The 12027-nt window shown below is 73.7% G+C and carries 11 protein-coding genes; 1 reads left to right on the top strand and 10 read right to left on the bottom strand.

All coding sequences use genetic code 11. The features are described from left to right. Positions 1-96: 96 nt before the first annotated feature. The 8 genes from ABTZ58_RS21250 to bioB all read right to left on the bottom strand — a co-directional run bounded on the left by ABTZ58_RS21250 (position 97) and on the right by bioB (position 9465). Positions 97-522: a GNAT family N-acetyltransferase gene (locus ABTZ58_RS21250; RefSeq protein ID WP_351358742.1), complete on the bottom strand. Its 426-nt coding sequence runs from the start codon at positions 520-522 to the stop codon at positions 97-99. Between the two features lie 117 nt (positions 523-639). Continuing rightward, entirely contained in the window at positions 640-3207 is a 2568-nt protein-coding gene (locus ABTZ58_RS21245; RefSeq protein WP_351358739.1) for an ABC transporter permease, read from the bottom strand. Positions 3208-3211: 4 nt separating this feature from the next. Further along, positions 3212-4021: an ABC transporter ATP-binding protein gene (locus ABTZ58_RS21240; protein WP_351358736.1), complete on the bottom strand. Its 810-nt coding sequence runs from the start codon at positions 4019-4021 to the stop codon at positions 3212-3214. 402 nt (positions 4022-4423) lie between these two features. Beyond that, the gene (locus ABTZ58_RS21235) at positions 4424-5101 is read right to left on the bottom strand and encodes a class I SAM-dependent methyltransferase (protein WP_351358733.1); all 678 of its coding nucleotides are present in this window, start codon (positions 5099-5101) and stop codon (positions 4424-4426) included. 220 nt (positions 5102-5321) lie between these two features. After that, positions 5322-6221: a class A beta-lactamase gene (gene bla / locus ABTZ58_RS21230; RefSeq protein ID WP_351358731.1), complete on the bottom strand. Its 900-nt coding sequence runs from the start codon at positions 6219-6221 to the stop codon at positions 5322-5324. Between the two features lie 86 nt (positions 6222-6307). Beyond that, a complete protein-coding gene (gene bioD / locus ABTZ58_RS21225) occupies positions 6308-7033 on the bottom strand; it encodes a dethiobiotin synthase (protein ID WP_351358728.1) in 726 nt (241 codons plus the stop codon). Position 7034: 1 nt separating this feature from the next. Further along, a complete protein-coding gene (locus ABTZ58_RS21220) occupies positions 7035-8315 on the bottom strand; it encodes an adenosylmethionine--8-amino-7-oxononanoate transaminase (protein ID WP_351358725.1) in 1281 nt (426 codons plus the stop codon). Then, the gene (gene bioB / locus ABTZ58_RS21215; protein ID WP_309093786.1) at positions 8308-9465 is read right to left on the bottom strand and encodes a biotin synthase BioB; all 1158 of its coding nucleotides are present in this window, start codon (positions 9463-9465) and stop codon (positions 8308-8310) included. The genes ABTZ58_RS21220 and bioB overlap by 8 nt, the downstream gene beginning before the upstream one ends. A gap of 150 nt (positions 9466-9615) precedes the next feature. Here bioB and ABTZ58_RS21210 point away from each other — a divergent pair, with 150 nt between their 5' ends. Beyond that, complete coding sequence (locus tag ABTZ58_RS21210; RefSeq protein WP_351358722.1) at positions 9616-10743, top strand: 8-amino-7-oxononanoate synthase; 1128 nt, start codon at positions 9616-9618, stop codon at positions 10741-10743. 51 nt (positions 10744-10794) lie between these two features. Here ABTZ58_RS21210 and ABTZ58_RS21205 read toward each other — a convergent pair whose 3' ends face one another. Both ABTZ58_RS21205 and ABTZ58_RS21200 read right to left on the bottom strand, forming a co-directional pair. Next, positions 10795-11025, bottom strand: coding sequence for a DUF397 domain-containing protein (locus tag ABTZ58_RS21205; RefSeq protein ID WP_351358719.1), 231 nt, complete (start codon positions 11023-11025; stop codon positions 10795-10797). A 9-nt stretch (positions 11026-11034) separates the two neighbouring features. Next, positions 11035-11895, bottom strand: coding sequence for a helix-turn-helix domain-containing protein (locus tag ABTZ58_RS21200; RefSeq protein ID WP_351358716.1), 861 nt, complete (start codon positions 11893-11895; stop codon positions 11035-11037). Positions 11896-12027 lie beyond the last annotated feature (132 nt).

Raw genomic sequence — 12027 nt, 5'->3', positions numbered from 1 at the left:
AAAGTCCTTCGGTCGGGTGATCGGCCGGCGCCTCCGGGCGACGACGGAGAGGGCCCGACGGCCCTGTGCCCGACGGCCCTGTGCCCGGCCGGCCCTTCAGTCGGCCAGCGGCTTCACCCAGCGGCGCCACTGCTCCTCGGCCCCGTACCCGGCGGCGCCCCACGCGTGGTGCGCGGTCTCGTTGCGGGTGAGGACCATCGCGTCGGCACGCCGCCCGCCGAGCCGCACGAACCGCTCCTCGGCGGCGGCGAGCAGCGCGGAGGCGATCCCCCGGCGGCGGTGGTCCGGGTGCACGGCCAGACGGTAGAGATGGCAGCGCCAGCCGTCGAACCCGGCGATGACCGTGCCGGCCAGCTCGCCGTCCCGCTCGGCCAGGACGAGCGCCTCGGGGTCGCGCGCCACCAGGCGCTCCACACCGCCCCGGTCGTCACTGATGCTCGTGCCCTCGGCTGCCACCTTCCAGAAGGCCAGCACGGCGTCGAGGTCGTCGGGTGTGGCGGCCCGGATGCGCAGTTCGCTCATGCGGTGATCACACCACGCGGCGTTCGGGGGAGCAGGCCGTTTCAGGATGCGGACAGTCACAGGGCGGGGCACGCCACTGGCACCCCGAAGCGGTTGGGGTGCCCGCCCGTGGTGCCGTCACTCGTGTGCGATGGCCGCCAGTACGTTCATGCGCGAGGCGCGCAGCGCCGGCAGCAGCGCCGCCGCCACCCCGACCACCGCCGAGCCCACCACCACCGCCACGATCGTGAACCACGGGATCGCCAGGGCGGTCATCCCCTGCAGCGCCAGCACCTGCTGCATGCACACGCCCCACACCAGCCCCAGGACGAGCCCCAGGACCGCGCCGAACACCGCGATCACCACCGACTCCAGCCGGATCATGCGCCGCAGCTGACGGCGGGCCAGCCCGATGGCCCGCAGCAGCCCGATCTCCCGGGTGCGCTCGACGACCGACAGGGCGAGCGTGTTGACCACGCCGAGCACCGCGATGACGATCGCCAGTCCGAGCAGCGCGTACACCAGGTACAGCAGCACCGAGATCTGGTCGCGGACCAGCTGTTTGTAGTCGGCCAGGTCCTGCACCCGCACCTGCGGGTACCGCTCCAGGGTCTCCTCCAGACCGGCGCGCAGGGCCTCGTCGCCCGTGCCGGGGGCGGCGTTGACGTACAGCGCGGAGTCCTGCCCGCCCGGCGCGTACCGCTCCAGGGTGGCCAGCCCGAAGTAGAGCCCGCCCCGGGTGCCGAAGCCCTCGGCGGAGTCCTGGTCGGTGAGCGCGCCGACCCTCAGCTCCGCGCTGCGCCCGCCCTGGAACGACACCGGGAGCGCGCTGCCCACCCGCACACCGTGGTCGCGTGCGAAGTCCCGGTCCATGGCCAGGCGCCCCGGCGCGAGCGCGGCCGCGGTGTCCCCCTGCGTGTAGGTGATGTTGGCGACCTCGTCGAGCCGCGGATCGTAGCCCGCGGCGGTCGTCTCCACGCGGTCGCCGTCCGGCAGCCGCACCGCCACCGGCGAGAACCGCCCGCGCACCACCAGCCCCACCCCCTCGGTGTCGCGCACCGCGTCGGTGACCTCCCGCGGGAACGGCAGGAAACCGGTGTTCTGGACGACGAAGTCGGCCCCCAGCGTCCGGTCGATCTGCCGGTCGAACGATCTGGTCATCGACTCGCTGGCCACGGACAGCCCGCCGACCAGCGCGATGCCCACCATCAGCGCGGCCGCCGTCGCCCCCGTACGGCGCGGGTTGCGCAGCGCGTTGCGCTGGCTCATCCGGCCGACCGCCCCGAACAGTGCGGGGAACGCCGCGCCGAGGACCCGGATCACCGGGCGCACCAGCAGCGGCCCCGCGATCACGGCCGCGATCAGGGTCAGCACCACCCCGAGCCCCAGCAGGGACGCCGCCGACGCCGTCCGCCCGGACGCCGCGCACCCCGCGAGCGCCGCCGCACCGGCCGCCCCGACGACCGCGCCCGCCACCGCGCGCACCCGCAGCGGCCGGCCCACCCCGGCCACCTCGGCGTCCGACAGCGCCGCCATCGGAGAGACGCCCGCCGCCCGCCGCGCCGGGAGGTACGCGGCGACGAAGGTGACGCCGAGACCGACGGCGTACGCCGCCACGGGAGTCACCCGGCCGATGACCATCTCGTCGGCGTCGATGTTGGTCCCGAGCAGGCCCATCAGCTCGATGAGCCCGGCCGCGAGCCCGATGCCGGCGGCGAGCCCCAGCGTGGAGCCGGCCAGACCGAGCAGGAAGGCCTCGGCGAGGACGGAACGGCGGACCTGGCGCCGGTCCGCCCCGAGCGCGCGCAGCAACCCCAGTTCACGGGTGCGCTGGGCGATGAGCATGGAGAAGGTGTTGACGATCAGGAACACCCCGACCAGCACGGCGACCCCGGCGAAGCCGAGCATCACGTACTTGATGACGTCGAGGAACCCGCCGAGCTGCTCGACGTCCGACTCGGCCTGCTCGCCGGCCGTCCGGAAGTCGTAGGTGCGCGGGCCGAGCGCGGCGGCCACGCGCCGCTTGAGCCGCTGGTCGTCCACGCCGTCCGCCGCGTCGACCGCGAGGGAGGTGGCGGCGCCCGGGGCGCCGAGCAGCTTCGCCCGGGCGGTGGGGGCGTCGAAGTAGATCCGGGCGGCGCCGGGGTTGGTGGTCGTGAAGGTGACGAGGCCGACGAGCCGGACCCGGAACGAGCCGGGAGGTGCGATCACCGTGAGCGTGTCGCCGACGCCCACGTCCTCGCGACCGGCGGTCTCCGAGTCGAGCAGGGCCTCGGCGGGGCCTCGCGGGGCGCGGCCCGAGCTCAGCTCGACGGGGCTGCGCGGGCTCGGGAGCCAGGCGCTGCCGAGCGTGGGTGCGCCGGTGGTGGGGCTCACCGGCTCGTTGTCCCGGTCCGTGACGGTGAGGCCCTCCACCTCCACCTCGGCGCGCGCGGCCGCGACCCCGTCGACCCGGCGCACCCGTTCGGCGAGCGCCGCCGGCAGGGTCGCCGTCCGGCCGGAGGGCACCGCCTCGTCGAGGTCCTCCTTCGGACTGACCGTGACATCGGCCGCGGTGGAGGCGAACAGCCGGTCGAAGGTCCGGCCGACCGTGTCGGAGAAGATCAGGCTCCCCGTGACGAACGCGACCGACAGCAGGACGGCGAGCGCCGAGAGCAGCAGCCGCCCCTTGTGTGCCAGGAAGCTCCTCAGGGTCGCCTTGAGCACCGGGTCAGTTCTCCTCGGCCGGGGCGCCCTCGGAGCGGGTGCGGATCACGTCGAAACGCTTCATACGTTCCAGTACGGCCTCCGCGGTCGGCTGCCGCATCTCGTCGACGATCCGGCCGTCCCCGAGGAACAGCACCAGGTCCGAGTGGGCGGCGGCCCCCGGGTCGTGGGTGACCATGACGACGGTCTGCCCCAGCCGGTCCACGGCCTCGCGCAGGAAGCCGAGCACCTCCAGACCGGCGCGCGAGTCGAGGTTGCCCGTCGGCTCGTCCGCGAAGATCAGCTCGGGCCGGGAGGCCAGGGCCCGCGCGCAGGCCACGCGCTGCTGCTGGCCGCCGGAGAGCTGCGACGGCCGGTGCCTCAGCCGGTCGCGCAGGCCCAGCGTGTCGATGACCCGGTCCAGCCACTGGGGGTCGGGCTCGCGGCCCGCGATGTCCATCGGCAGGGTGATGTTCTCCAGCGCGTTCAGGGTCGGGATCAGGTTGAACGACTGGAACATGAAGCCGATCCGGTCCCGGCGCAGCCGCGTCAGCTCGCGCTCCTTCAGGCCCGTGATCTCGATGTCGCCCAGCCACACCTGACCGGCCGAGACCGTGTCGAGCCCGGCCAGGCAGTGCATCAGCGTGGACTTGCCGGAGCCCGAGGGCCCCATCACCGCGGTGAACCGGCCGCGGACCACGTCCACGTCCACCGCGTCGAGTGCGAGCACAGCCGTCTCGCCCGACCCGTAGGCCTTGGTCAGACCGCGGGCCCGGGCCGCGATCCCGTCGGCCGGCGCGAGGCCGGGTGCGTGCTCCGCAGCAGGTGTGGACAAGGCCGCCTCCTCGAGGGTCGGTGCCGGGACTCCCGGCTCTGCCCGAGGGTAATGTGACCGGGCCCACACCCGGCATCCTCCGCGGGTCGGACCCCGGACCGGAATCCTGCCGGTGCCGGCACGAGCGCGCCGGCTTCGAAGTACGGCGAAGACCCAGCCGAACGCGTACGTCGACGCGGGACCGCCAAGCGCTCCAACGCCCCGTTCGCCTCCGCTGTCGCCTACGCCTGCCTCGTCGCCGGCGGTGCCAGGGCCGTCACCCCGTCACCTCGCCCGAGCAGGTCCGCGACCTGGACCCGGTTCGTCAAGAGCGGCGAGGCCTCCGTCCGCGACAGCGGGCGGGAAGTGCTCCCGTGGAGAGCCGGTGAGGAAACCGGCGAGCGGGGCCTGCGCCCGGATGGCCTAGGCGCCGGCCCCGGGCCGCCACGCCGTGCCCAGCACGCAGTACGACGTGGGCAGCACCGGCCCCTGCTCCGGCATCAGCACCCGGCGGTAGGGGCCGAGTTCGAACCCGGCCTCCCGCAACGCCCGCACCGGCTCGCGGGACAGATGGCAGCCCCCGTTCAGCAGCGGCCACACCGTCCGGTCCAGCGCGTGCTGCGTGACGCCCATCGCCCTGCCGCCGCCCCGGCCGTGCTCGAAGAACCGCACCTCACCGCCCGGCCGCAGCACCCGCTTCAGCTCCGCGAGCGCCCGGGGCACGTCCCGCACGCTGCACAGCACCAGCGACACCACCGCCGCGTCGAAGCCCTCGCTCTTGACCGGCAGCGCCTCGGCCGCACCCGGCACCACGTCCACCGGCACCTCGGCGCGCAGCGCGGCCTGAACGGCCAGTTGCCGCAGCCGCCGCTCCGGTTCGATGGCCACGACCTCCGCGACGGTGCCCGGGTAGTGCGCGAAGTTCAGGCCGTTGCCCGCCCCGATCTCGATCACCCGCCCGGACAGCCCGCCGAGCAGTCTCTCGCGCACCCGGCCCATGCCCATCCGCGTCTGAGCGGTGACGCTGACCCGGGCGTAGTAGCGGGCGAACAGCGGGTGGCGCACGGCGTCCCGCGGCAGCGTGCCGGAGCGGAGCGGCATGGGGACCTCCCTGGACAAGGCTCCCTGGACAAGGCCGGCCTCACCGCGATTCTCCCCCGGACGGGCCCGGCCCACCCCTGCCGGCTACGGCAGACGGGCGCGGCCCAGCACCTGGTCGCTGCGCGCCACCGGCAGGACGGACGGCCAGCTGAACGCGAATCCCACGCGCTCTCGCCGCACCGGCCCCCGACCCGAGTACGTCCAGCACGCGGGCCAGGCCCTAGACGAGTTCCGCGGCCAGCAGCGCGGCCGTCTTCGCCACCAGCGGGTTGTCGGCCGGGGCGTCCTCCTCCGGCTGGGTCGTCAGCACCGACATCACGATCGGCGGACCGTCCGGCGGCCAGGTGACGCCCACGTCGTGGTTGCCGCCGTAGCGCCCGCCGCCGGTCTTGTCGGCGATCAGCCAGTCGGCGGGCAGGGCCTTGCGGAACTTCTCGGCGCTGGTGGTGTTGCGCAGCAGCCAGTCCGTGAGCCGGGCCCGGTCCCGCGGCGCCAGCGCGTCGCCCAGCACGAGCCGGGCGTAGGTCAGGCCGATGGGGCGCGGAGTGGTCGTGTCGGTCACGCGCCAGGGTTCGGCGCTGTTCAGCTCGGGCTCCCAGCGGTCCAGCCGGGTGACGTCGTCGCCGACCGAGCGGGCGAAGCGGGTGATCGCGGTCGGCCCGCCCAGCTCCTTCAGCAACAGGTTGCCGGCGGTGTTGTCGCTGAAGCGGATGGTGGCGTCGCACAGCTCGCCGACGGTCATGCCGGTCGCGACGTGCTGCTCGGTGATCGGGGAGTACCCGGACCTCGTCACGCAGGCCTGGGTGTAGCGCACCCGCCGGGACAGGAACTCGCCGTCACGGTCGAGGTCGCGCAGTACGGCCGCCGCGGCGAGCGTCTTGAACACCGAGGCCATCGGGAAGCGCTCGTCGGACCGGTAGGCCACCGTCCGGCCCGTGCGCAGGTTGCGGGCGTAGACGCCCAGCCGGGCGGTGTGCTCCCGCTCCAGCTCCCGCAGCCGGGCGGTGACACCGCCGGTCGCCGGTGCAGCGTGGGCCGTGCCGCCGCCCAGCGCGAGGGCGGCGGCCGCACCCAGCACGAGTGCCGTGCGGCGGGAGGGGCGTGGCTGTTCGGTGTGCACGGTGTTTCCCTTCGACGGTGATCGCGTACGAAGGTCGACACGCGAGAGACGTCCGCGCCGGTTTCACCCCGCGCCCCGCCGGAACCTCAGGACGCTGCAGGCGCCTGTCTCATCCGGAAGGCCTCCGCGTCCCACGTGCCGTCCAGCCGGGGCGCCAGCCAGTGCCGGGCCGAGGCCCGGAAGGCGGCGGGGGAGAGGGCCGCCGACCCGGCGGGCACGGCTCCCAGCAGCGGCGCCCGGGTCACGTCCGGCAGATCGGCGAGATTGCAGCGCGCGGCCAGGTCCGGCTCGGCGGGCCAGCTGCCGATCACGATCCCGGCCAGGTCCAGCCCCCGGTGCCGCAGTTCACGCGCGGTCAGCTCCGTCGTGTTGAGGGTGCCCAGACCCGCCGCGGTCACGACCAGCACGGGCGCCGACAGCAGCCCGGCCGCGTCCGCCAGGGTGCCGCCGGCCGCGTCGAACCGCACGAGCAGTCCGCCCGCTCCCTCCACCAGCACCAGGTCGTGCTCGGTGGCCAGCTTGGCGGCGGCCTCCGCGACCTCGTGCGGGTGCACCGGGGCCCGGCCGGCCCGGCGCGCGGCCGTGGCCGGGGCCAACGGGTCCGCATAGCGGGCCAGTTCGGCCGTCGTCACCGCGCCCGCGAGGCGCGCGACCTCCGCCGCGTCGCCCGCCTCGCCCGGGAGCACGCCCGTCTGCGCGGCCTTCAGCACGGCCACCGAACGGCCCGCCGCCAGCGCCGCCGCGGCGACGGCCGCGGTCACGACCGTCTTGCCGACCTCCGTGCCCGTACCCGTGATCACCAGTACCGTCATGTCATCCCTCCCGCGCCGCCGCGCACACCGCTCGCGCGATGCGCCCCAGGTCCGTGTCGCCCGTGACGTACGGCGGCATGGTGTAGATCAGGTCGCGGAACGGCCGCAGCCACACGCCCTCGCGGACGGCCGCCTCCGTCGCGGCCTTCATGTCCACGGCGCGGTCCAGTTGCACGACGCCGATGGCCCCGAGGACCCGTACGTCCCGCACGCCCGGCAGGTCCCGTGCCGCCGCGAGTCCCTCGCGCAGGCCCGCCTCGATCCGCTTGACCTCGGCGAGCCAGTCCTGCCCGAGCAGCAGTTCGATCGAGGCGCAGGCCACGGCCGCCGCCAGCGGGTTGCCCATGAACGTCGGGCCGTGCGCGAGCACCGGCACCTCGCCGCGGGAGATGCCGTCGGCCACCCGCGCGGTGCACAGTGTCGCCGCCATCGTCAGATAGCCGCCGGTCAGCGCCTTGCCCACGCACATCACGTCCGGTGCGACCGCCGCGTGCTCCGCCGCGAACAGCGCGCCCGTGCGGCCGAAGCCGGTGGCGATCTCGTCGAACACCAGCAGCACACCGTGCGCGTCGCACGCCTCGCGCAGCACCCGCAGATAGGCGGGGGAGTGGAACCGCATCCCGCCCGCGCCCTGCACCACCGGCTCGACGATCACCGCGGCCAGTTCGTCGGCGTGCCGCGCGATCAGCGTCCGCAGGTGCTCGGCGTAGACCTCGTCGTACGCGGCCGGGGGCGGGTCCGCGAACACCTGGCGCTGGAGCACCCCGCTCCACAGCTCGTGCATCCCGCCCTCGGGGTCGCACACCGACATCGGCTGCCAGGTGTCGCCGTGGTAGCCGCCGCGCCAGGTCAGCAGCCGCCGCTTGCCGGGGCGGCCGAGCGAACGCCAGTACTGCAGGCACATCTTGACCGCCACCTCGACCGACACCGACCCGGAGTCGGCGAGGAAGACGTGCTCGAGACCGTCCGGCGACATGTCGACAAGGAGCTTCGCCAGGCGTACGGCGGGCTCGTGGGTGAGCCCGCCGAACATCACGTGGCTCATCCGCCCGAGCTGCTCGCGCGCGGCCTCGTTCAGCACCGGGTGGTTGTAGCCGTGGATCGCCGACCACCAGGACGACATCCCGTCGACCAGCTCGCCCGAACCGTCCGCGAGCCTGAGGCGCACCCCGCTCGCCGACTCCACGACGAGCGGTTCCTGCCGTCCGGGCATCGGGCCGTAGGGGTGCCACACGTGCCGCCGGTCGAGCTCCAGCAGCTCGGCGACCGACCGCTCAGGCATTGGGCGCGAGGTCCGTCCCGGCGCCCCGGCGGCGCACGGCGACCAGGTCGGTCCGGGGCTCGGCGGGCTGCGCGGCCGGCACGGAGCCGCACACGCTCCCGCTCTCGGAGCCGCAGCCGCCATCGCCGCTTCCGCAGCCGCTCGCGGTCCGGTGCTCGGGCAGCGTCACCTGACCGGTGCCCTCCACCTCGAACCCGGCGTCCGCGATCATCTCCAGGTCCGCCTTGCCCGCCTGGCCCTCGCTGGTGAGGTAGTCGCCCAGGAAGATCGAGTTGGCCAGGTGCAGGGCGAGCGGCTGCATCGTGCGCAGATGGACCTCGCGCCCGCCCGCGATGCGGACCTCCACGTCCGGGCAGACGAACCGGGTCATCGCCAGGATCCGCAGGCACCGCTGCGGGGTGAGGTTCCACTCCTTGCCGAGCGGGGTGCCCTCGAACGGGATCAGGAAGTTGACCGGAACCGAGTCCGGGTCCAGCTCGCGCAGCGAGAACACGACGTCGACCAGGTCCTCGTCGCTCTCGCCCATGCCCGCGATCAGCCCGGAGCAGGCGGACAGACCGGCCGCGTGCGCCTTGTTCACCGTGTCGACCCGGTCGGCGTACGTGTGGGTGGTGGTGATGTCTCCGTACGTCGCCTCGGACGTGTTGAGGTTGTGGTTGTAGGCGTCGGCTCCGGCCTCGCGCAGCCGCTCCGCCTGGCCGTCGGAGAGCAGGCCGAGGCAGGCGCACACCTCGACGCCCTCGTTGTTCTCCTTGATCGCCCTGATCGTCTCGGAGACCCGGTCCACGTCACGGTCGGTGGGGCCACGCCCGCTGGCCACCAGGCAGACCCGCTTGGCGCCCCCGGCCACCCCGGCCGCGGCGGCGTCGGACGCCTGGTCCGGCTTGAGCCAGGTGTACTTCAGGATCCCGGCCTCGGAGCCGAGCCGCTGCGAACAGTACGAGCAGTCCTCGGGGCACAGGCCGGACTTCAGGTTGACGAGATAGTTGAGTTTCACCCGCCGGCCGAACCAGTGCCGGCGCACCTTTCCGGCCGCGGCCACCACATCGAGCAGGTCGTCGTCGGACGTCGCGAGGACGGCCAGTGCCTCGTCCCGGGTCGGCAGTTCGCGCCGAAGCCCCTTGTCCACCAGCGTGTTCAGCAGGTCCATGAGAGCCGATCCTGTCCTACCGAGGCGGTCCGGGCCAAGGAGAGTTCGCACAACAGAGTCCCTTCGAGGTGTGGGTATTGCCACACAGTGACCTGCTGGTCGTCCCGCTAGTGTCTGTGCACTGCCTACAAATTCCGCGGAGGACCACCCATGGCGTTCGGCTGGATCGACGAGCAGGCGGAGCAGCGCCGCCGTGCCGGACTCGTGCGGACCCTGCGTCCCCGTCCGGCGCGTTCCCCGCTCCTCGACCTGGCGGGCAACGACTACCTGGGGCTGGCCCACCACCCCGAGGTCACCGAGGGCGCGGCCCGTGCGGCGAGGACGTGGGGCGGCGGCTCGACCGGCTCCCGGCTCGTCACCGGCACCACCGAACTGCACACCGAGCTGGAACGGGAACTGGCCGGATTCTGCGGATTCGAGGCGGCCCTCGTCTTCTCCTCCGGCTACACCGCCAACCTGGCGGCGGTCACCGCGCTGGCCCCGCACGGCTCGCTGATCGTCTCCGACGCGGGCAACCACGCCTCGCTCATCGACGGCTGCCGGCTGGCCCGCGGCACGACGCAGGTCGTGGCGCACGCCGAGCCGGAGGCCGTGCGCAAGGCGCTGGCGGGCCATGAGGGCACGGCGATCGCCGTGTCCGACACGGTCTTCTCCGTCGACGGCGACGCGGCTCCGCTCGCCGCGCTCGCCGAGGCCTGCCGGGAGCACGGCGCCGGACTGGTCGTGGACGACGCCCACGGTCTGGGCGTGCTCGGCGACGGTGGCCGCGGCGCCCCGCACGCGGCGGGACTCGCCGGCGCCGACGACGTCGTCGCGACGGTCACGCTGTCCAAGTCGCTCGGCAGCCAGGGCGGAGCCGTCCTCGGCCCGGCCCGGGTCGTCGACCACCTGGTCAACGCGGCACGGACGTTCATCTTCGACACGGGCCTCGCTCCCGCCGCGGCGGGAGCCGCCCTGGCGGCCCTGCGGCTGCTGCGCCGCGAGCCGGAACGGGCGGAGCGGGCCCGCGCGGTGGCGGACGAGCTGTACACACGCCTGACCACCGCGGGTCTGGAGGCGGTGCGTCCGGACGCCGCGGTGGTCTCGGTGCGGGCGCCCTCTCCCGAGGACGCCGTGCGCTGGGCGGCCGACTGCCGCGCGGCGGGCCTGGCCGTGGGCTGTTTCCGCCCGCCGTCCGTGCCGGACGGCGTCTCACGGCTCAGGCTGACCGCCCGCGCGGACCTGACCGGTCAGCAGATCGATCGCGCTGTACGGGTGATCGGCGAGACGCGGCCATGAGTCGGCGTGACACGGCCGTGCGTCGCACGATGACGGACGGATCGGCAGGGTTCAGATGCGGTCGACCGCGGACGTGAAGTCGGCCCAGCTCCGCGCGGAGAAGAGCAGTGCGGGCCCGTCCGGGGCCTTGGAGTCGCGCACGGCGAGCAGTCCGGCCCAGGGCGGGCTGTCCGGACACGCGGTCTCGACGCAGTTGTTCGCGCCGGTGCTGTAGCTGCTGCGCAACCACCGCACACCGTGCAGTTCGCTGCTTGAGGGGACATGACGAGGCAGTGCACGCATGGTGCCTCCTTACGCGCCGGCGGCTGTCCCGGCGATGAAATCCAACGAGTCCTCGGGCGAAAGGGCGTGGATCTGAAGGGCGTTGAAGGCCTCCGTGTACGCCTGGAGGTCTTCTTTCCGTTCCAGGTAGAGGCTACTCGTCAAGTGGTCGAGAACAACCACATCCAGATCAGAAGTGCTCGAAAATGAGAAAATAACGAAAGGTCCCGTGACGCCGATGTGCGCCCCGGCGGCGAACGGGAGTACCTGCAACCGCACTTGGGGCAGGCGGGCCGCCTGGACCAGCCGTTCCAGCTGCCGGGCCATGACCCCGGGCCCGCCCACCTCCCGCCGCAGCACCGCCTCGTCCAGGACGGCGCTCAGTTCCAGGGGAGGATCCGCGCGCAGCACGTCCTGCCGGGCCAGCCGCACCTCGACCAGGGTGTCCAGCCGGTCCTCCGGCAGCCCCTCCACCGCCGCCCGCGTCACCGCACGCGCGTACTCGGGCGTCTGCAACAGGCCCGGGACGACGGTCGTCTCCAGCGTGCGCATCGTGCCGGCCTGCGACTCCAGGCTGATGAAGTCCCGGTAGGTCGGCGGCAGCACCCCGCGGTAGGCGTGCCACCAGTGCTGCCGCCCGCCGCTGTCGTCGGAGCCGGCCAGCATCGTGAGCAGCTCGCGCAGTTGGGTGTCGGCCACGTCGTAGGCGTCGAGCAGTAGCCGCACATCGGCCGGTTTCACCCCGCTCGTGCCCGTCTCGATCCGGCTGACCTTGGACTGGTGCCAGCCCACCAGGCGGGCCGCCTCACCGCTGGTGAGACCCGCCGCGGCGCGCAGCGCGCGCAGTTCGGCGCCCAGCTTCCGGCGGCGCACCGCGGGACCGTGCTGCATGGGCTTCTCCTTACTCCTTCCGTGCCACCCACATACGGTCTCGCGTCGCAGAGTTCACCGCATCGAGCGACAGATATATGCACATCTTGGTGGATCGCCGTCCTTCACGGGTGATTCGGTGGCAGTCTGGCG

Origin of the sequence: Streptomyces sp. NPDC094143, assembly GCF_040303825.1 — a bacterium.
In the GTDB taxonomy this organism is placed as follows: Bacteria; Actinomycetota; Actinomycetes; order Streptomycetales; family Streptomycetaceae; genus Streptomyces.
The sequence above is the reverse complement of the archived record's forward strand: the minus strand, read 5'-3'. Positions and strand labels throughout refer to the sequence as shown.